The 19,080-nt window shown below is 65.8% G+C and carries 18 protein-coding genes and 2 riboswitches; of the genes, 12 read left to right on the top strand and 6 right to left on the bottom strand.

Features of this window, described 5'->3' with window-relative positions:
• Positions 1 to 24 precede the first annotated feature (24 nt).
• Positions 25 to 1,068 carry an aliphatic sulfonate ABC transporter substrate-binding protein gene (locus EWU68_RS06055; protein WP_129315228.1) on the bottom strand — a complete coding sequence of 348 codons (1,044 nt, stop codon included), beginning with the start codon at positions 1,066 to 1,068 and terminating at the stop codon, positions 25 to 27.
• Between the two features lie 53 nt (positions 1,069 to 1,121).
• Positions 1,122 to 1,946: an ABC transporter ATP-binding protein gene (locus EWU68_RS06050; protein WP_238692346.1), complete on the bottom strand. Its 825-nt coding sequence runs from the start codon at positions 1,944 to 1,946 to the stop codon at positions 1,122 to 1,124.
• 8 nt (positions 1,947 to 1,954) lie between these two features.
• A riboswitch (SAM riboswitch) is annotated at positions 1,955 to 2,079 on the bottom strand.
• A gap of 309 nt (positions 2,080 to 2,388) precedes the next feature.
• Here EWU68_RS06050 and EWU68_RS06045 point away from each other — a divergent pair.
• The 4 genes from EWU68_RS06045 to EWU68_RS06030 all read left to right on the top strand — a co-directional run bounded on the left by EWU68_RS06045 (position 2,389) and on the right by EWU68_RS06030 (position 5,826).
• A complete protein-coding gene (locus EWU68_RS06045; RefSeq protein WP_129315227.1) occupies positions 2,389 to 2,610 on the top strand; it encodes a hypothetical protein in 222 nt (73 codons plus the stop codon).
• A 352-nt stretch (positions 2,611 to 2,962) separates the two neighbouring features.
• Positions 2,963 to 4,186: a thiolase family protein gene (locus EWU68_RS06040; protein ID WP_129315226.1), complete on the top strand. Its 1,224-nt coding sequence runs from the start codon at positions 2,963 to 2,965 to the stop codon at positions 4,184 to 4,186.
• 3 nt (positions 4,187 to 4,189) lie between these two features.
• Positions 4,190 to 4,963, top strand: coding sequence for an enoyl-CoA hydratase/isomerase family protein (locus EWU68_RS06035; protein ID WP_129315225.1), 774 nt, complete (start codon positions 4,190 to 4,192; stop codon positions 4,961 to 4,963).
• A 5-nt stretch (positions 4,964 to 4,968) separates the two neighbouring features.
• Positions 4,969 to 5,826 carry a 3-hydroxyacyl-CoA dehydrogenase family protein gene (locus EWU68_RS06030; RefSeq protein WP_156265514.1) on the top strand — a complete coding sequence of 286 codons (858 nt, stop codon included), beginning with the start codon at positions 4,969 to 4,971 and terminating at the stop codon, positions 5,824 to 5,826.
• A gap of 62 nt (positions 5,827 to 5,888) precedes the next feature.
• Here EWU68_RS06030 and EWU68_RS06025 read toward each other — a convergent pair whose 3' ends face one another.
• A complete protein-coding gene (locus EWU68_RS06025) occupies positions 5,889 to 6,356 on the bottom strand; it encodes a PaaI family thioesterase (RefSeq protein WP_129315223.1) in 468 nt (155 codons plus the stop codon).
• 121 nt (positions 6,357 to 6,477) lie between these two features.
• Between EWU68_RS06025 and paaZ the strand changes: the two genes are divergently transcribed.
• A complete protein-coding gene (gene paaZ / locus EWU68_RS06020) occupies positions 6,478 to 8,580 on the top strand; it encodes a phenylacetic acid degradation bifunctional protein PaaZ (RefSeq protein WP_129315222.1) in 2,103 nt (700 codons plus the stop codon).
• A 549-nt stretch (positions 8,581 to 9,129) separates the two neighbouring features.
• Here paaZ and EWU68_RS06015 read toward each other — a convergent pair.
• The 3 genes from EWU68_RS06015 to paaI all read right to left on the bottom strand — a co-directional run bounded on the left by EWU68_RS06015 (position 9,130) and on the right by paaI (position 11,668).
• A complete protein-coding gene (locus EWU68_RS06015; RefSeq protein WP_129315221.1) occupies positions 9,130 to 9,771 on the bottom strand; it encodes a TetR/AcrR family transcriptional regulator in 642 nt (213 codons plus the stop codon).
• Positions 9,772 to 9,917: 146 nt separating this feature from the next.
• Positions 9,918 to 11,255 (bottom strand): phenylacetate--CoA ligase family protein, encoded by a 1,338-nt coding sequence (locus EWU68_RS06010; protein WP_156265502.1) that lies wholly within the window; start codon positions 11,253 to 11,255, stop codon positions 9,918 to 9,920.
• A gap of 5 nt (positions 11,256 to 11,260) precedes the next feature.
• Positions 11,261 to 11,668 carry a hydroxyphenylacetyl-CoA thioesterase PaaI gene (gene paaI, locus EWU68_RS06005; protein ID WP_129315219.1) on the bottom strand — a complete coding sequence of 136 codons (408 nt, stop codon included), beginning with the start codon at positions 11,666 to 11,668 and terminating at the stop codon, positions 11,261 to 11,263.
• 147 nt (positions 11,669 to 11,815) lie between these two features.
• Between paaI and paaA the strand changes: the two genes are divergently transcribed.
• From paaA to EWU68_RS05970, 7 genes are all read left to right on the top strand, one after another.
• On the top strand, positions 11,816 to 12,844 hold the full coding sequence (gene paaA / locus EWU68_RS06000) for a 1,2-phenylacetyl-CoA epoxidase subunit PaaA (RefSeq protein WP_129315218.1): 1,029 nt from the start codon (positions 11,816 to 11,818) through the stop codon (positions 12,842 to 12,844).
• Positions 12,845 to 12,849: 5 nt separating this feature from the next.
• Positions 12,850 to 13,158 (top strand): 1,2-phenylacetyl-CoA epoxidase subunit PaaB, encoded by a 309-nt coding sequence (paaB, locus tag EWU68_RS05995; protein ID WP_129315217.1) that lies wholly within the window; start codon positions 12,850 to 12,852, stop codon positions 13,156 to 13,158.
• Positions 13,155 to 13,991, top strand: coding sequence for a 1,2-phenylacetyl-CoA epoxidase subunit PaaC (gene paaC, locus EWU68_RS05990; protein ID WP_129315216.1), 837 nt, complete (start codon positions 13,155 to 13,157; stop codon positions 13,989 to 13,991). The genes paaB and paaC overlap by 4 nt, the downstream gene beginning before the upstream one ends.
• A 5-nt stretch (positions 13,992 to 13,996) precedes the next feature.
• A complete protein-coding gene (paaD, locus tag EWU68_RS05985) occupies positions 13,997 to 14,578 on the top strand; it encodes a 1,2-phenylacetyl-CoA epoxidase subunit PaaD (RefSeq protein ID WP_129315215.1) in 582 nt (193 codons plus the stop codon).
• Position 14,579: 1 nt separating this feature from the next.
• Positions 14,580 to 15,782: a 1,2-phenylacetyl-CoA epoxidase subunit PaaE gene (gene paaE, locus EWU68_RS05980; RefSeq protein ID WP_129315214.1), complete on the top strand. Its 1,203-nt coding sequence runs from the start codon at positions 14,580 to 14,582 to the stop codon at positions 15,780 to 15,782.
• Positions 15,783 to 15,828: 46 nt separating this feature from the next.
• Positions 15,829 to 16,599 carry an enoyl-CoA hydratase/isomerase family protein gene (locus tag EWU68_RS05975; protein ID WP_129315213.1) on the top strand — a complete coding sequence of 257 codons (771 nt, stop codon included), beginning with the start codon at positions 15,829 to 15,831 and terminating at the stop codon, positions 16,597 to 16,599.
• A 144-nt stretch (positions 16,600 to 16,743) separates the two neighbouring features.
• Positions 16,744 to 16,866: riboswitch (SAM riboswitch) on the top strand.
• 116 nt (positions 16,867 to 16,982) lie between these two features.
• Positions 16,983 to 18,419: an LLM class flavin-dependent oxidoreductase gene (locus tag EWU68_RS05970; RefSeq protein WP_129315212.1), complete on the top strand. Its 1,437-nt coding sequence runs from the start codon at positions 16,983 to 16,985 to the stop codon at positions 18,417 to 18,419.
• Positions 18,420 to 19,080: the final 661 nt, after the last annotated feature.

Raw genomic sequence — 19,080 nt, 5'->3', positions numbered from 1 at the left:
GTTCTTCGGAAAGCTTGTCACGCTCTATTTCCCCTTGATCCGCCGGGCGGCCGCGGATGCATCGGCGGCTCGGGCATACTTCTTCTCGATGATGTTCTCGACGGCGTCGTCCGCATCCTTTCGCTCCGACACGTCCCCCGAATCGACCAGGATCGGCGCGATATTGCGCAGCACCCGGAGCTGGTCGTCGCCCGGTACCGGGTCGATATCCAGGTGGGTGCGGTCCCAGACCGTGCGGGCGACGTCGTCAGATATGCCAGCCTCCTCGGCGAACACCGCGATGGCTTCCTCCCGGTGACTGATGGCCCATTCGCGCGCGAAGGCGTACATGTCGATGACGAGTTGGGCTCCTTCCGGGTTCTGGTCGAGGAATTCCTCACGGGCATTGAGGAATCCCCAGGTGTTGAAGTCGAGATTCCGGTAGAACAACTCGTCGCCGCCTTCCTCCTGGGCCGTCGCCATGATGGGGTCCAGCCCCGCCCAGGCGTCGACCTGGTGCGTGTCCAACGCGGATCGTCCGTCGGCGTGCTGGAGATTCACGATGGTCACATCGTCGGCCGACATCCCGGCCTCATCGAGGGCCTGGATCAGGAGGAAGTAGGGGTCCGTGCCGAGGGTCGCCGCAATACTGCGACCGGCGAGATCCTCGACGCCGCGAATGGGAGAGTCCGGGGTCCTGGCCAGGGCCGACCACTCGGGCTGGGAGAACAGGCCGATCGTCGTGATCGGCGCACCGTTGGCACGTGCCAGAAGGGCAGCCGAACCCGCGGTCGAACCGACGTCGATCGCGGCACCGATCAGGCTCTGGTTGGCCTTGTTGGAACCGGCAGATTTCAACCAGGAGACGGACTGCCCGATTCCTTCGGCGGCGGTTTCGAGCCACTTCTTCTTGCGCATGATCAGCGACAAGGGGTTGTACGTCGCGTAGTCCAGGGTGATGCTTCCGGAAGCATCCGCGTTGATGACGCCACGGCCGGCTCCTTCGCCGGACATGCATCCGGACAAGGTCAGGGCGACGGCGCCGAGGCCGACGCCTTTGAGGGCGTCGCGACGGGAAAAGGTGGTCATCGGGATCGGGTCCTTGCTGGGCATGGGCGGTTCACGGGCTCGACGTCGTGGGGCTAGTGCGCCGTGGTGTCGACGCCGAGCAGCCCCAGAAGGTGTCCGCGCATTCGCGCCAGATCCGAGTCCTCGCGAGAACGGGGTCGAGGGAGGTCGACCTCGATGTTCTCCACGATTCCCGCCGGCTCACCTGGGGCCGGGCGCCCCAGGACGATGACATGGTCGGAGAGGTACAGCGCCTCGTCGACGTCGTGCGTGACGAGCAGAACCGTGGTGGGGTCCTGCCGATGCAGATCGAGGAGCAGATCCTGCATCTTGAGTCGGGTCAGGGCGTCGAGCGCGCCGAAGGGTTCGTCGAGCAGGAGCACCTGCGGATTCCGGGCCAGGGCCCTGGCCAGGGCCGCGCGCTGGGCCATGCCGCCGGAGACCTCGCCCGGCCGGTGGTTCGCGTGCGGGGTCAGACCGACGAGCTCGATCAGTTCCGCAACACGTTTCCGGCCGCGGGACGCGGGGGTCTTTCTTGGCAGGCCGAGGGCGACATTGTCCGTGATCGAACGCCAGGGCAGCAGGCGGGGCTCCTGGAATCCGACGGCGCACCGAGGATCAATGTCCCGAACCGGGCTGCCATCGATCGTGACGGAGCCCTCGGTTGCGGTGTCCAGCCCCGCCGTCGCGCGCAGGAGAGTGGACTTGCCGCACCCGGACGGCCCGACGACGGCGACGATCTCACCCGGTTGCACCGTGAAACTCACGTCGCGAAGGACCTGAGTACGCGTCCCGCCACGGGACGAGGTGCCGAAAGACTTCCCGACATCGTGGAATCGGACCGACGCGACCTCGGCCTCCAAGGCACGGGTGTCCTCCGGGGCGCGGGCCGAACTCACAATCAATCACTCCATCGAACCCTGGCGTTAGCACCGTATTCTCCCCGGGCCCTGTGGAATATGCGGGCCATTGCGGGGGAGAAGGTTGCTGCGACGTCGTCGAGCCAGGTCTCTCGGTCGCTCTGGATGGTTTTCCACTCCAGATTAAGCGTGCCCTCCGGGGCCGCTCCAACTCGGCCCGGACTGTTTCGACAGATGAAACGGCACGCGTCAAAGTGCGTCATCAGGGCGGTCGATCGGTCCGTGCCGAGAGTGGGCAGTCTGCGGCTCCACCGAGGGGCGCATTGCGCGTGGTTGTCATCACGTTATCGTGGCAAGCGGCCTCGACGGCTCAATGGAAGAGCCTCCTCGGGTCCCGGCTGATACGACCGTGATCGCACAGTGCGGTCGCGGATTGATCGAACCGGCATCAGGTAGTGGATCAGTCGCGTCAGGAGATTCGGTGTCAGAGGGAGCAACCAGAATGTTTGGGGTAGCGGCCGGTCTGGGGCTGCTGAGGTGTGTCTTGGGGATCGGGGTGCTTCCGCACTCCTCGGAAAGTGCCGTCAACATCGTCGCCGGCGTCGGAATCCTGACTTTTGTCATCGCAGGAGTCGTTGCCCAATCGGCCAAGAACAAGAGAGATCGTTGGGCCGGGCGACAAGCGGACTTGAACAGCGAATAATTCGTCGCCAGCACAAAGGCGCGGCGCACTCGTTCGGTTTTCGACGGTACCTTCGGAAATATGGTGCTGGTTCCCCGATTCGGTGGCAGTTACCCCTGTTACGTGGCGGTTCAGCGGCCACGTAACAGGGGTAACTGCCACCGAATCGGGTAAGCGCCAAGCTTTGGCGACTGCTCCTCGCGGTCTCCTCGGAAACGTCCCTTGCCTGTGGCTCTCATGGGGGCCTCGTCGCTTGTTGACGCCAGACCTCGGAATTGACGCACATCACACCAGGTGCCATATTAGTGAACGAACGGTCGGTAATTCCCCGCAGGCCGAACAGTTGGAACCGAACGCCTGAACAGGAGCTTCCATGCCCGAAATGCCAGCAGCCTTTCTCGTCGGCGGAGCCCGCACCCCGGTCGGGCGGTATGGGGGTGCCCTGTCCTCGGTCCGGCCCGACGACCTTGCGGCACTCTGCATCAAGAGCGTCGTGGAAGAGGCGGGCATCAACCCCGCCGACGTCGACGAGGTCATCCTGGGAAATGCGAACGGTGCCGGCGAAGAGAACCGCAACGTCGCACGCTTGGCCTGGTTGCTCGCGGGGTACCCGGACACCGTGCCAGGGATGACTGTCAACCGCCTGTGTGCCTCCGGAATGTCGGCCATCACCACGGCGTCGCAAATGATCAAATCGGGGGCCGCGGACATCGTCGTCGCCGGCGGCGTGGAATCGATGTCCCGCGCACCCTGGGTCATGGAAAAGCCCACCCGTCCCTTCGCCAAGCCTGGGGAGGCCTTCGACACCTCGATCGGGTGGCGTTTCGTGAATCCCAAGTTCCTGGACGGCCCCCTGTCCCGCGACGGCAAAGCCACCTATTCGATGCCCGAGACCGCGGAAGAAGTGGCCCGCACCGACGGAATCACTCGCGAAGAGGCCGATGAATTCGCGGTGCGCTCGCAGGAGAACGCGGCGGCCGCCATCGAGGCCGGGAGATTCGCGGACGAAATCGTCCCGGTCGAGGTTGCCGGCCGGAAGGGCGAGATCACCGTGGTCGATACGGACGAAGGCCCCCGCCCCGGCACGACCGCCGAGGCCCTGGGCAAGCTCAGGCCAGTGGTCGGTGGGGGATCCGTGGTCACCGTGGGCAACTCGTCCGCGCTCAACGACGGCGCGTCGGCCATCATCGTGGCCAGCGAGAAGGCTGTCGAGAAATACGGCCTCACGGCGCGCGCACGCGTGGTGGACGGTGCATCCGCCGGTGTCCCACCGGAGATCATGGGCATCGGTCCCGTGCCGGCGAGTCGGAAAGTGCTCGAACGTTCGGGGTGGGACATCGATGATCTGGGGGCGGTCGAGCTCAACGAAGCCTTCGCCACGCAGTCTCTCGCCTCGATCCGCCGCCTCGGACTGAACCCTGACATTGTCAACCGCGACGGCGGTGCGATCGCCCTGGGACACCCCCTCGGCTCCTCCGGGTCCCGTATCACGATCACCCTGTTGGGCCGCATGGAGCGCGAAGGCGCGTCCAAGGGCCTCGCGACCATGTGCATCGGCGTCGGGCAGGGCGCGGCATTGCTTCTCGAAAGGGCGTAAACCATGGAATTGACCGGAGACTTCACCGCAATCGAGATCGAGAGCCGCGAGGACAGGCTCCACGTCCGCCTCAACCGGCCCGAAGTCCGCAACGCGATCGACGCGACCATGATCGAGGAGCTGCACAGGGTGTGCGCCCACCTCGAGGCTGAGCCCAAGATCCTGATCCTGTCCGGGACGGAGGTCAACGGCAAGGGGGTTTTCGCGTCCGGCGCCGACATCGCCCAGCTGCGCGAACGCCGTCGTGACGACGCCCTGCGCGGGATCAATTCGCGGCTGTTCGACCGGCTGGGAAGCCTCCCCATGCCCGTCATCGCGGCGCTGGACGGATACGCCCTCGGCGGCGGTGCCGAACTCGCGTGGGCGGCGGACTTCCGCATCGGAACACCCCAGACCAAGGTCGGGCAGCCCGAAACCGGACTCGGGATCGTGGCAGCGGCCGGCGCCATGTGGCGTCTCAAGGAGCTGGCAGGGGAGCCTCTGGCCAAGGAGCTGTTGTTTGCGGGTCGTATGCTGGACGCCGATGAGGCCCTCGACGCCGGGCTCATCACCGAAATCCACGAGCCCCAAGATCTTCTCGACGCCGCCCACCGACTCGCGGACCGCATCGCCAAGCAGGATCCCCTCGCGGTTCGCATCGCCAAGGGCGTGTTCCACGCGCCCCGCGAGGCCCACCCGTACGTGGACGAGCTCGCTCAGGCGGTTCTGTTCGAGTCCCCCGCCAAATTCGATCGCATGCAGTCCTTCCTGGACCGCAGAAAGGAGCGCACTCAGTGAACGCTCTGAACAGCCAGAATGTCCCCGAACGTGTCGGCGTGTTGGGCGGGGGCCGCATGGGCTCCGGCATCGCCCACGCGTTCTTGATCTCGGGGGCCCACGTGGTCGTCGTCGAGGTCGACGACGCCGCCGCACGGGCCGCCCGCGAACGCATCGAGAAGGACCTCGGTGCGTCCATCGACCGCGGCAAGATCGAGGGTGCGGTCGGGGAGTGGAGCGCCCATCTGGAGGTGGCCACGGATGCCTCCGCATTCGCCGACCGCGACCTCGTGGTCGAGGCCGTGCCGGAAGTCTGGGACCTCAAAGTCGAGTCCCTGCGCCGCGCCGAGTCGAACATGGGCCCGGACGCGTGGCTGGCGACCAACACGTCGTCGATGTCCGTGGATGGTCTGGCCGAGGAACTCGAACGCCCCGATCACTTCTGCGGCCTGCACTTCTTCAACCCCGTCCCGGCATCCAAGCTCGTGGAAGTGGTGGTCGGTGAGAAGACCTCGGAGCAACTGGCTTCTCTGACCCAGGACTGGGTCAGTGGGCTGGGCAAGACCCCGGTCACCGTGCATGACGCCCCGGGCTTCGCTTCTTCGAGGCTCGGGATCGCCCTGTCCCTGGAAGCCATTCGCATGGTCGAGGAAGGCGTGGCCGCGCCCGAGGACATCGATCACGCCATGACTCTGGGCTACAAGCACCCCGTCGGCCCGCTGGCGCTGACCGACATCGTGGGCGTGGACGTACGACTGGATATCGCCGAGTACCTCGAGTCTCGGTTGGGGCCGAGGTTCAGCCCGCCCCAACTCATGCGCGACATGGTCGAACGCGGCGAACTCGGCAAGAAATCGGGCAAAGGCTTCTACACGTACGAGTAGAGGCTGGGGCCAGTAGAGGCTGGGGCCAGGCGCGGCATGGTCGGCTCCTGGCCCCGGTTCGATCAGTCGAAGAACCCCTCCGGCGCGGGTTTGAGGTAGTTGCTGATCCGCACGGTGCACAGGCGCCGTCCGCTGTCCACGTGCGTCATGACGACTTCGTGACTCGTCATGGATCGCCCGAGCTTGATGGGGGTTGCGACGGCGCGCACCGTGCCCTCCGAGGCCGACGAATGATGGGTCGCGTTGACCTCGATGCCGACGGCGATCTTCCCGAACTGCGCCGCGTGCAGGACCGCGGCCCATGAGCCGCAGGATTCGGCCAGAGCAATGGACGCTCCACCGTGCAGGATTCCGTGGCCCTGGCGATTTCCGGCGACCGGCATGGTGGCCACCACGCGCTCGGGGGTCTGCTCCTCGAACTCGATCCCGAGCTTGTCATCCAGCTCTCCCGGATCGATGCGACCCACCGGGGTGTCTCGCTCGCGTTCCTCCGGGCTCCGGTGTTCTGCCCTGTTCGCGTGGTCGTCCAATGGGACCTCCTTGTGACTCTTTGTCGCGCCGGATTGTGGCGCGGGACTGTGACGTGGGTTATCCTGACAATAATTACTGACCGAACGTTCGGCTACTTTATCGCAGGGAGTGAATTCACCCGTGACCACCCAAACCCGTAATGAGGCTACAACCACCCAGGCCACCGAGATACTGCCGAGTTACGTCCGGGGTCAGTGGTGGCGGCCCGACGATCCGGAGCGGGCGGCCGACGTCGTCGACGCGGCGACCGGGGAACCCTTGGTTCGCGTCAGCGCCGAGGGCCTCTCGACGGCCGATGTGGTTCGGTACGGGCGGGATCGCGGCCAGAAGTCGCTCGGGGAGCTGACGATCCACGAGCGCGCGCTCATCATCAAGAAGCTCGCCTTGCATCTCAATGAGCACAAGGACGAGCTCTACGAGGTCTCGTTCCGGACCGGTGCTACCGCCAAGGACCACTTGATCGACACCGACGGCGGCATCGGAACCCTCTTCACCTTTTCCTCCAAGGCCCGCCGCGAGTTGCCCAATTCTCGGGTGATCGTGGACGGGAACGTCGAACAGCTGTCGGCGGACGGGAGCTTCCTGGGCGAGCACATCTACACCCGCCTCCCCGGCGTCGCGGTGCAGATCAACGCCTTCAACTTCCCGGTGTGGGGGATGCTCGAGAAGTTCGCTCCAGCGTTCATCGCGGGCGTGCCGAGCGTGGTCAAACCTGCGACGCCGACCGCATACGTGACCGAGAAATGCGTGCGGCTCATGGTCGACTCGGGCCTGCTGCCCGATGGAGCGATTCAGCTGATCTCCGGCTCCGCCCGCGACCTGCTGGACCACCTGGACATGCGTGACCACGTTGCTTTCACCGGATCGGCCGCGACCGCACAGGCCCTGCGCCAGCACCCCAACGTGCTCGAGGGTGGCGTGCGCTTCACCGCCGAAACCGACTCCCTCAACGCCGCCATCATGGGGCCGGATGTCACCGAGGACTCCCCGGAATTCGCGGCATTCATCAAGTCCGTGGTCCTGGAGATCAGTGCCAAGGCGGGACAGAAGTGCACCGCGATCCGTCGCGTGATTGTGCCCGACCAGATGCGCCAGCCCGTCGTGGAAGCGCTCAGGGTCCGCATCGCCGAGCGCGGCGTCGTCGGCGACCCGCGGGACAAAACGACGACGGTCGGCGCCCTGGCCTCTCCTGACCAGCGGGAAGAGGTCGTGAAGGCCGTACGGCGACTGACCGACGCCGGAGGCACAGTGCGCGTCGGCGGGCCGGACGCACTCGACAGCGTTCCGTCCGAGGGTGCGTTCTTCCCCGTGACCGTGCTCGAATTCGACGACGCGCGCACCCCCGAGGTCCACAGCGTCGAGGCCTTCGGCCCGGTGACCTCGGTCGTGGGCTATTCGGGGTCGGTTGACGAGGCGGTCGAGCTCGCGGCTCTGGGCGCGGGCTCGCTCGTGGCCACGGTTTGCACGCACGACCCTGAGACGGCCGGTGCCTTCGCCGCCGGGATCGGATCCCACCACGGCCGCGTTCTCTTCCTGGACCGCGACGACGCCAAGACCTCGACCGGTCACGGTTCGCCCATGCCCCAGCTGGTGCACGGCGGCCCGGGTCGAGCAGGTGGCGGCGAGGAACTGGGCGGCGTCCGCGGCATCAAGCACTACATGCAGCGCACGGCCGTGCAGGGTTCGCCCGATCTGCTGACCGGCGTGACCGGGGTGTGGCACTGGGGCGCCCGGGCGCAGACGGTGACCCGCGACGACGTCGAAAACGGCACCGGCACGCACCCGTTCCGGAAGTCGCTGGCCGAACTGCGCATCGGCGACCAGTTCCGCTCCGACCTGCGCAAGGTCACCCTGGACGACATCACCGAATTCGCGGAGTCCACCGGGGACACGTTCTACGCCCACACCAATGAGGAAGCGGCGGCAGCCAATCCGTTCTTCCCCCGACGGGTCGCCCACGGCTACCTGCTGGTCTCGTGGGCCGCGGGCCTGTTCGTGGAGCCGGCTCCGGGGCCTGTACTGGCGAATTACGGGCTGGAGAATCTGCGATTCATCACCCCGGTCACCTACGACGACTCGTTCCGCGTGACCCTGACGGCCAAGCGCATCACCCCGCGCGTCACGGACGACTACGGCGAGGTCGCCTGGGACGCCCGCCTGACCAACCAGGACGACGAGATCGTGGCGACCTACGACGTCCTGACGCTGGTCGAGAAGGAGTAGCGGGTCGGGGCCGGGAACGCCGGGCGCTGACCCGGGTTGAGCGTGTGGTGGCCCGGCCACGGGGAGGTGACCCGGCCACGGTGTGCGTTGGGTGGTGGGTGCCTGATTCAGTGGCGCTTTCCGTCGTTAGGCGGCGGCTAAACCGCCGCCTAACGACGGAAAGCGCCACTGAATCGGTTAAACGCCACGTAGAAGGGGCCGGTGAAGGGCTGTAGCGTATCCGGGATCGGCGGGCAAGTGCCACTCATTCGGGTGAGTGCCACCTGGGAGGGCCGAGCGAGAGCTCGGAGACAACCCGTTGCAGCCCCGACCACCGCAGGAACCCCCGCCCCATCGGGTAACCGCCACGTAGTAGCAGCTCCGCAGTCCATCAATTTTGTTGGCCAAGGCCTTCTGGCTCGTCGAAGTGGCAATCCCGTGCGAGAAACGGCGCGAGGTGGCGATTGTGAGCGGATTTCGTGGCAAAAAAAGCACAAAGCTGCCACCTCGGGGGAGGGGGTGCACAAAGCTGCCACCTCGGCCAGAACCGCTACGCATCTCACCCGTTGGCTACGCCCGCAACCCCTCCAGGACCATCTTCACCGCGGTGTCGGCCAGCTGGTCGGTGGTTCCTGGCCCTCCGGGCTGGTACCAGTCGACGATCGAGTTGATCATTCCGAGGATCAGGCGCGGGGTGGACTTTCCTGAGATGTCCTCGCGGAGGTCTCCTTCGTTCTGGGCCTGCCGGACGAGTTCCTCCACGGTGCGGGTGATGCGGCGTCGCCGTTCGAGGGCCGCGATCTCCACAGGTGAGTTGCCGCGCAGGCGCAGGAGGAGGGTCACGTAGGGCATCTGGTCCACGAGTACCCGGATCGAACCGCGGATCACCCCTTCGAGCTGGTCGATGCCGCGGGAGTCCGGGGTTCGCACCTCGCCCATTGCCTTCTCGAGTGAGTCCAGCGCTCGGAGCAACGCCTCCTCGAGAATCTCCTCCTTGGAGTTCACGTGGTGGTAGATCGCCGACTTCGAGATGCCGAGGTGGTTCGAGAGCATGCCCATCGAGGTGGTGTCGTACCCGTACTCGTTGAAGACCTGGACGCAGACCGAGATGAGCTTCTCTCGGTCGTATCCCGGGCGTCCTCGCCGCGCACCATTGCTCGGTGCTGCGGAGGTGCCGGTTTCCTGGTCCTGGGTGGCGGGCACTGTGGGCATGTTCTGTCTCGTCTTTCTGCAGGGTCCATCACGAGATTACCCGACGGCGCCGCGCGCACCGCGTGGTCCGGCGCACGACGCCGTCGGGCCCGGCTGGCGCCGTACGGGCCCGGGTGACGCCCCGGCCCGTACGGGGCATCTCGAGGTTACTTGTTCCTGTGGTCGTAGACGCGGCGGATCTTGCCCGAGGACCGTGCCAAGGTCTCCGGTTCGGCGATGTCGATGAGCGCCGACGAACCGATCTTGGTCTTGATCTCCGACAGCAGCTTCTTCCCGTCCTCGATCGCTTCCTCGCGGGTCGCGTCCTCACGCCGCTCGATGTGGATCGTCATCTGGTCCATCCTGTTCGGGCGGTCGATCTCGAGCGTGAAGTGCGGCGAGAGCGAGGGGAGATTGAGGGCGAGCTCCTCGATCTGTGTCGGGAACAAGTTGACTCCGCGGAGAATGATCATGTCGTCCGAACGGCCCGTGATGCGGCCCATCCGCCGGTGCCCGGGACGATCCGTCCCGGGAAGCAACCGGGTGAGGTCATGGGTTCGGTACCGAATGATCGGAAGCGCTTGCTTGGTCAAGGACGTGAACACCAACTCTCCGGGTTCGCCCAGGTCGCACACGCGATCATCGAACGGGTCGATGATCTCGGGCCGGAAATGGTCTTCCCAGATATGGGAACCGTCCCGTGTCACGGCGGACTCGCCGGCCACTCCGGGGCCCATGACCTCGGACAGCCCGTAGATGTCGCACGCGGTGATGTCGAAGGTCCGCTCGATCTCCCGACGCATCTCGTCGGTCCACGGCTCGGCGCCGAGCACCGCGCGCTTGAGGGAAGTGTCCCTCGGGTCCACCCCTGCCTTCCGGAACCCGTCGGCGATGGCCAACAAGTACGTCGGGGTCGCGAGGATCGCGTCGGGTTCGAAGTCGCGGATCAGTTGGACCTGCTTGTCGGTCTGTCCGCCGGACATCGGGATGACCGCGCACCCGAGCTTCTCGCCGCCGTAGTGCGCGCCGAGCCCACCGGTGAAGAGGCCGTACCCGTAGGCGTTGTGGATCTTCTGCCCCGGCTCGACGCCCGAGAAACGGAAGCAGCGCGCCACGAGGCTCGCCCAGGTGTCGAGATCGTCCTGGGTGTAGCCGACCACGGTCGGCAGTCCGGTGGTTCCGGACGACGCGTGGACGCGACGAATCTCGCTCATCGGTACGGCGAAGGACTTGAACGGGTAGGCGTTCCGGAGGAATTCCTTGTCCGTGTAGGGGAACTTGCTGAGATCCGAAAGCTCCTGGAACTGGCTCGGATGCACGCCGTGTTCGTCGTAGAGCTCGCGATAGGCCGGAACGTTCTCGTAGGCGTTGTGCAGAGTCCACTTGAGGCGTTCGACCTGGAGGGCCTCGATCTCGTCCCTGCTCATCAGCTCTTCGGGGTCGGGCTGCGTGGGATCGGCGGAGGCGGTGGGGGAGTAGGGATTGTCGATGGAACACGTGGTCATGGGGTTCACACTTTCTGGCGTTGGGGGACGGTCCGGCTCCGGCCGCGGAAGTGGGCGACGACGTCGTCGTCGGCGGTGACGGTGACGTCGTAGAGGCCGCTGCGACCGGTACGGGCTACCTCTTTGGCTTCTGCGGTCAGGACTTGATCCGGACGCCCGGAACGGACGAAATCGATCTGAGCGCCTTGGGCGACGGTGATCGTGCTGCCGTCCCCCTCGGGGTCGTTGCAGGCCATGGCGAAACACGTGTCCGCCAGGGAGAACACCATGCCGCCGTGGGCGATACCGAATCCGTTGAGCATCTCCTCCCGCAGCGTCATGCTGATGACCGCGTGACCGTACTCCGCACGGTGGACACGGATGCCCAGCCATTCCGAGGTGCGGTCGTTGGCCAGCATGGGGTGATCTGGCATGTTGCCCTCCTCACAATATATGACCGAATGGTCAGTAGGGAATCGTTAAATTGACACTGTGTCAACCGGGACCTTCTTGTGTTGACGACCACAGTCTACCCCTATATCCTGAACGAACGTTCGGTATTTATTTCATTGGAGGACGTCATGACCCACACCGACGACGCCGTCGCCCCGGAGCAGGAGCACTTCGACGCGCTCATCGCGGATGACTCCCGCATCGAACCCCGGGACTGGATGCCCGAGGCCTACCGAAAGACTCTGACCCGCCAGATCTCCCAGCACGCCCATTCGGAGATCATCGGCATGCAGCCGGAGGCCAACTGGATCACGCGGGCCCCGAGCCTGAAGCGCAAGTCGATCCTCATGGCCAAGGTGCAGGACGAGGCGGGCCACGGCCTGTACCTCTACTCCTCGGCCGAAACCCTCGGCACCCCGCGGCCGGTCCTCAACGATCAGCTGCTCACCGGACGCGCCAAGTACTCCTCGATCTTCAATTACCCGGCGCGGACCTGGGCAGACATGGGCGCCATCGGCTGGCTCGTGGACGGCGCCGCGATCTGCAACCAGGTTCCGCTCTGCCGGGCGTCCTACGGCCCCTACGGTCGAGCCATGGTGCGCATCTGCAAGGAGGAATCCTTCCACCAGCGGCAAGGATGGGAAATCCTGTACGAGCTCTCGCACGGGACGGACGCGCAGAAGAAGATGGCGCAGGACGCCGTCGACCGTTTCTACGGCCCCGCACTGCAGATGTTCGGGCCCCCGGACGCGGATTCGCCGAACTCCCAGCAGTCCATGGCCTGGAACATCAAGCGTTTCAGCAACGACGAACTGCGCCAGCGCTTCGTCGACATGATCGTGCCCCAGGCCGAGGCCCTCGGGCTGACCCTCCCGGACCCCGACCTGGTCTGGAACGAGGAGCGTCAGCACTACGACTACGGCGAGCTGGACTGGGACGAATTCATGTCCGTGATCAAGGGGCGCGGCCCGTGCAGCGTCCAGCGGATGAAGCGGCGTCGTGAGGCCCACGAGAACGGGGCCTGGGTCCGGGAGGCGGCCGCGGCCTACGCCGAACGACAGGCCGCCCGCGCGGCCGAGGCCGCAAACCACGAAGACCACGAAACCGAGACCGCGCCGAGCTCGCAACGACCGGCCGCCCAACTGATCGGAGCCTGACCACCATGGCCGAAGAAACCCACCAGAATCAGCAGACGGCCTGGCCTCTCTGGGAGGTCTTCGTTCGCTCCTCGCGCGGCCTCTCCCACGTGCACGCCGGGTCGTTGCACGCCCCCGACGCGACCATGGCGGTCCGCAATGCGCGCGATCTCTACACGCGGCGCAATGAGGGAACCAGCGTGTGGGTTGTGGAGGCCGACGCGATCACGGCGTCCGACCCCGATTCCAAGGGCGGCTACTTCGAATCCGCCCAGGGCAAGGCCTACCGCCACGCGACGTATTACACCAAGTCCGAAGGGGTGAAGCACCTGTGAGTACCTTCGCATCCCAAGAATCGGCCACCAAGATCAGCGCGGGTGAGTCCATCAGCTCCGAATCCATCGCTGAATCCGGGGCCACGGCCTCCGAGGACGTCGCTCAGTACGCGATGCGGCTCGGCGACGACGCCCTGATCCTCTCCCAGCGTCTCGGGTGGTGGATCGCGCGGGCCCCCGAGCTGGAGGAGGACATTGCGCTGTCCAACATCGCGCTGGACCTCATCGGGCACGCCCGGTTCCTGCTCACCTACGCGGGAACCGCCTGGAACAAGAGCGAGGACGACCTCGCCTACTTCCGGCCCGAGGAGGAGTTCCGTTCGTGCCGGCTCGTCGAGCAGGAGAACGGCGACTTCGGCCAGACCATCGCCCGGCAACTGATCTTCTCGATGTATCAGTACGAGCTGTACAAGGCACTGGCCGAATCCTCCGATCCGACGCTCGCGGCCATCGCTGACAAGGCGGTCAAGGAAGTCGAGTACCACGTGGACCACGCTTCGCAGTGGATCCTCCGGCTGGGGCTCGGCACCGAGGAATCCCGGCGACGCATCGCCGCGGGGCTCGAATACATGTGGCCCTACGTCGAGGAACTGTTCACCGACGACGAGCTGATCGACCGTCTGGACGGCGTCGCGGTGCGGCCGTCGAGCCTTGAGGAAGCGGCGATGCGCGGCATCCGGTCGGTCCTCGCGGAGGCCGAACTCGAGGTGCCCGAGGTGGCCCAGGCCAGGCTCACCAGCGAAGTGCGTGACGGTTCCTACTCGGAGCACCGCGGGTACATTCTGGCCGAAATGCAGTCCCTGGCCAGGCAACACCCCGGAGCGACGTGGTGATCGCGATGGCAGCCACGAGCATCCATACAGCACCGGACAAGGACTCGGCCGGTCTGGCCCGCGAGTTGCCCCTGGGCCCATCACGTCGGCCGCACGATGCCGCCGACGCCGCCCTGTGGGACCGTGCCGCGGCGGTCTGCGACCCGGAGATACCCGTCCTGACCCTCGCGGACCTGGGAGTTCTTCGGGACGCCTACGTCGACGGCGACCAGGCCGTCGTCGTCATCACCCCCACCTATTCGGGGTGCCCCGCGATGGACACCATGGCCGACGACCTGGTCGCGACCGTCTCCACAGCCGGGTACCGAGACGTCCGCGTGGAGAAGGTTCTGCGACCCGCGTGGACCACCGACTGGATGAGCGAGGCCGGAAAAGCCAAGTTGGCCGAATACGGGATCGCGCCGCCGACCGGTGAGAGCGCTCCTGGACACAACAGCGGCCCGGTCAGGCTGACGCTGTCCGTCAAATGCCCGCATTGCGGTTCCCTCCGAACGCGCGAGATGACCCGATTCGGTTCCACCTCGTGCAAGGCCCTCTGGGTTTGCAACGAGTGCCTCGAGCCCTTCGACTACTTCAAGGTTCACTGACATGACCCAGACCAGCACCCACCGTTCCGACGTCGAGAACGAAGCCTCCGCGCCCGAGGGGAGCGGGCGACGTCGCGCCACGTTCAACAAGCTCCCCGTCACCGGTCTGCGCAAGCTGACAGACGAATCCGTCGAAGTCTCTTTCGGCGTCCCCGACGACTTGGTCGAGGACTACGACTACCTCCCCGGACAGTACGTGGCCCTCCGCGCCGAGATCGACGGCCAGGAAGTGCGCCGCTCGTACTCCATCTGCGCAGAGCCGCGCCCCGGAGAGATCCGAGTCGCGATCAAGAAGGACATGGGCGGGTTGTTCTCCACGTGGGCCAACGAGGAGCTGGCCGTCGGGGACGAACTCGAGGTCATGAACCCGCAGGGCGCCTTTACCTCCAGGACCCGGGTCACCTCGATGAACCACCCGGACGAACTGGCCCGGCACGAGGTCCGCGAGGACAAGAACGCCCACGTGGTGGCCATCGCCGCCGGATCGGGGATCACGCCCATCATGGCGATCGCCCGGTCCCTGATGAAGGCTTCTCCCACCGCGAGCGTCGATCTCGTCTACGCGAACAAATCCTCGATGGACGTGATGTTCGCGGAGGAACTGGGCGACCTCAAGGACAAGTACCCGTCACGGATCGCCCTGCACCACGTCCTGTCCCGTGAACAGCGTGTCTCGCCCCTCATGTCCGGCCGCATCGACCCCGACAAGCTGGACGAACTCCTGGACAAGGTGATCCCGGTCGATGCAACCCAGGAATGGTTCCTGTGCGGACCGTTCGAGCTCGTGCAGCTCTGCCGTGACGCGCTCGCGGCCCGAGGGGTCCCGGAGGAGAGGATCCGTTTCGAACTGTTCACGACCGGCAAGCCGGAGAAACCGGCCGGGCAGCAGGGGCGAGAAGTGGTCGCCGATCCCGAGGGCGAGAACATCAGGATCACCTTCAACCTGGACGGCAATACCGGAAAGGTCGAAACACCCAAGTCGGCCAACGAAACCGTGCTCAACGCCGCGCTTCGTGTCCGTCCCGACGTGCCCTTCGCGTGTGCCGGCGGCGTGTGCGGAACCTGCAGGGCCAAAGTCCTCTGCGGCGACTTCACGATGGAAGAAAACTTCGCCCTGGAGAAGGATGAGATCGAGGCCGGCTACGTCCTGACGTGCCAGACCCGACCGACCTCCGACGCCCTGGACGTCGACTACGACGCATAGCTCGTGCGCGGTGCGCCGCTTCGGGCCAGTTGAAAGGACCTCGACCATGATCGACCTGACCATTTCCGATGACATCGCGGAGATCGTGCTCAATGCTCCGAGCAAGCTCAACGCCCTGGACGCCGAGGACCTCGCAGAACTGTCCGAGGCCTATCGGGAGGCAGAGAACGCCGAGGTCCGGGCGCTCGTGCTGCGCGGCGAGGGCCGCGGGTTCTGCGCGGGCAGGGACATCTCGTCGGTGGATCCGGCACACGACGACGTCGAGGGCTACCTGGGGCATCGGGCCACGGCCCTCTTTCGCCAGATCGCCGCGTTCTCAGCCCCGACCTTTGCCGCGGTGCACGGCGCGTGCCTCGGCGTCGGGCTCGGTCTGGCGATCGCGAGCGACGTCGTCTACGTCGCCGAGGACGCCAAGATCGGGTCGCCGTTCGCCAACCTCGGGGCGACGCTCGACTCCGGAGGCCATGCCCTGTTCTACGAGAGGCTCGGGGCGCACCGGACCCTCGACCTGATCTACACCGGGGAGATGATGAGCGGGGCCGAGGCGGTCACCGCCGGGCTCTTCTCCCGCTCCGTGCCCGCGGAAGAATTGGTGGACTTCACGATGCAACGGGTCCGGAAGGTGTCCCAGGGGGCGACACAGGCGTACCTGGTCTCGAAGGCTCTGGTAGGTCAGCTGCGTGACGAGCGGGCGGGCCTCTGGGATTCCATGGCGGCCGAATCCGCCGAGCAGGCACGACTGTGCTCGACCGCGGACTACGCGGAGGGGTTCTCGGCGTTCCAGGAGAAGCGAAAGCCGCGTTTCACGGGGGAGTAGAGACTCGGGCACTGTCTGTGCGGAGCATTGTCCCGACGTAGCCGGTGCCGTGCCGCGCGGCCCCGTAACACAGTGCAAACCGAGTAACACAAGCACACAGGATGGTCTGGAATCCGAGGTGTTACATACGCTCATGGAAGGAAAGATCAAGAGTCCCAACGCGCAAGCTCTGGCTGGTTGGGCGGCAACCCTCTCCCGTAGCGGGGTGCCCCAGATGATGATCTGGCACCGTCGGCGCGACGACCGGCGGACATGCAAGTACGGCGCGAGAACCGGCGCCACCGCGTGAATGGTTGCGTCGATTCTCGGGAGACGGGAAGTCGGCGCAGGGCTCGGGCACGCGGAGAACCATGGAGTCCCTCCAGGCACCGAAAGGAATCCCGATGTCGGACAAGAAGCGCATCGCCATCAACGCCTTCGACATGACGTGCGTGGGCCACCAGAGCTTTGATCTGTGGCGCCACCCTCGTTCGCGGGCCACCGAGTACAACACCCTCGAGTACTGGACCGACTTGGCCAAGACGCTCGAGAAGGGTCTTTTCGACGGGATCTTCTTGGCCGACGTCGTCGGGATCTACGACGTGTACCGCAACTCGGCGGCACCCTCGATCCGTGGTGGGGCGCAGGTTCCGGTCAATGACCCGTTCATGCAGATCTCCGCGATGGCCGCGGTGACCGAGAACCTCGGCTTCGGTGTGACCAGTGCCGTGACCTACGAGCAGCCGTACACGCTGGCCAGGAAGTACGCGACGCTCGACCACCTGACCAAGGGGCGCGTCGGCTTCAACGTGGTCACGTCCTACCTTCCGTCGGCCGCGGAGAACCAGGGCCTGCCGCGCCAGATCGAGCATGACAAGCGCTATGAGATCGCCGACGAGTTCCTCGACGTCTGCTACAAGCTCTGGGAAGGATCGTGGGAGGACGACGCCGTGGTCAAGGACCGCGAAACCGGCGTCTACGCCGACCCGTCCAAGGTCCACCCGATCCAGCACGAGGGCAAATACTTCACGGTCCCCGGAGCGGGACTCACCGAGCCGTCCCCGCAGCGAACCCCCGTCATCTTCCAGGCGGGAGCCTCCTCGCGCGGCCAGGCTTTCGCCGGCAAGCACGCCGAGGCCGTGTTCGTGGGCGGGCTGCGCCCGGATCTGACCCGGTTCATGACCGACAAGATCCGTGACGAGGCCGAGAAGGCCGGTCGTCAGCGCGACGACGTCAAGATCTTCGCGATGCTGTCCGTGATCGTCGACGAGACCGACGAAAAGGCCCAGGCCAAGTACGAAGAGTACCTCCAGTACGTGTCTCCCGAGACCTCCCAGGCGATCATCGGCGGCTGGTCCGGTGTCGACCTGTCCCAGTTCGGCGAGGACGAAGTGCTCAACTACATCGAGACCGATTCCATTCAGTCCTTCCTGACCCCGTTCACCCTCCAGTCCAAGGACAAGGAGTGGACGCGCGAGGACATTGCGAAGCACTGCGCGATCGGCGGGATGGGCGACGTCATCATCGGTGGTCCCGAAAAGGTTGCCGACGAGCTCGAACGCTGGATCGACGAAGGCGGCCTGGACGGAATCAATCTCGCCTACCACGTCTCGCCCGGGTCCTTCGAGGACTTCGTCGAGTTCGTGGTCCCCGAACTCCAGAAGCGCGGCCGCTACCGGACGAGCTACGAGGGATCCACCTTCCGCGAGAACCTCTACGGCGAAGGGCGGGTTGCGATCGACGAGCACCACCCGGCCGCGGCGTACAAGGGGTCGTATGTCGGCAAGCCGTCGACCGAGGACACCCCGGCGCGCCCGGTCGAGGAGGACGCCGCGGCCTGATCGGTCGGGAAGTGGCGCCGTGTCTTGGCTCGGTCGGGGAGTGGCGCCCCGACGCGGTCGGGTGCGGCGCTTCGTCTTGACTCGTCGGGGGCGGCATCATAACTCGGTCGGGTGTGGCGCCGCGTCGTGGGCGGGTGTGGTCGGCAGCTTCCGTTGTCCGCCGCGAGGTGGCGAGGTGGCGAGGCGGCGAGGTGGCGGTTTTGTGCGGCTGATTCCACGAAGTGGCAGTTTGGTGCCGTTCTCTTCGCGAGGTGGCAATCTCGTGCTGTTTTTCCGGCGAGGTGGCAATTTTGGGACGTTTTGGGCCGGTTTTAGTCCCAAAACTGCCACCTCGAGCGCCGACCTGCACGTAACTGCCACCTCGCGCCCTCGACCGCTCGAAGTTGCCACCTCGGCGGGGGCGACTCGAACGAAACTGCCACCTCGCGCGCCGGCCTGCACGTAACTGCCACCTCGCGCCATCGACCGCACGAAACTGCCACCTCGGTCCGGGACGACGACGTCGATATGCCCCGTCACGTGCGTGCTTCGGCACAAAATTGCCATCTCGGCCCCTGATCGCACGAAATTGCCACCTCGGTCGAGGGCGAGCTGCACGAAACTGCCACCTCGCGCGTCGGCCTGCACGAAACTGCCACCTCAGCCCCCGGCCCCCCGGCCC

Origin of the sequence: Rothia koreensis (genome assembly GCF_004136575.1) — a bacterium.
Lineage (GTDB): Bacteria > Actinomycetota > Actinomycetes > Actinomycetales > Micrococcaceae > Rothia > Rothia koreensis.
This window is presented reverse-complemented; position numbering and strand designations above follow the sequence as displayed.

Bases quoted from the DNA above. Each gene is read 5' to 3' on its own strand.
- paaA (WP_129315218.1), top strand. From the start codon at position 11,816: ATGACCCACACCGACGACGCCGTCGCCCCGGAGCAGGAGCACTTCGAC.
- EWU68_RS06040 (WP_129315226.1), top strand. From the start codon at position 2,963: ATGCCCGAAATGCCAGCAGCCTTTCTCGTCGGCGGAGCCCGCACCCCG.
- EWU68_RS05975 (WP_129315213.1), top strand. From the start codon at position 15,829: ATGATCGACCTGACCATTTCCGATGACATCGCGGAGATCGTGCTCAAT.
- paaD (WP_129315215.1), top strand. From the start codon at position 13,997: ATGGCAGCCACGAGCATCCATACAGCACCGGACAAGGACTCGGCCGGT.
- EWU68_RS06055 (WP_129315228.1), bottom strand. From the start codon at position 1,068: ATGACCACCTTTTCCCGTCGCGACGCCCTCAAAGGCGTCGGCCTCGGC.
- paaE (WP_129315214.1), top strand. From the start codon at position 14,580: ATGACCCAGACCAGCACCCACCGTTCCGACGTCGAGAACGAAGCCTCC.
- EWU68_RS06035 (WP_129315225.1), top strand. From the start codon at position 4,190: ATGGAATTGACCGGAGACTTCACCGCAATCGAGATCGAGAGCCGCGAG.
- paaB (WP_129315217.1), top strand. From the start codon at position 12,850: ATGGCCGAAGAAACCCACCAGAATCAGCAGACGGCCTGGCCTCTCTGG.
- EWU68_RS05970 (WP_129315212.1), top strand. From the start codon at position 16,983: ATGTCGGACAAGAAGCGCATCGCCATCAACGCCTTCGACATGACGTGC.
- paaI (WP_129315219.1), bottom strand. From the start codon at position 11,668: ATGCCAGATCACCCCATGCTGGCCAACGACCGCACCTCGGAATGGCTG.
- EWU68_RS06010 (WP_156265502.1), bottom strand. From the start codon at position 11,255: ATGACCACGTGTTCCATCGACAATCCCTACTCCCCCACCGCCTCCGCC.
- EWU68_RS06015 (WP_129315221.1), bottom strand. From the start codon at position 9,771: ATGCCCACAGTGCCCGCCACCCAGGACCAGGAAACCGGCACCTCCGCA.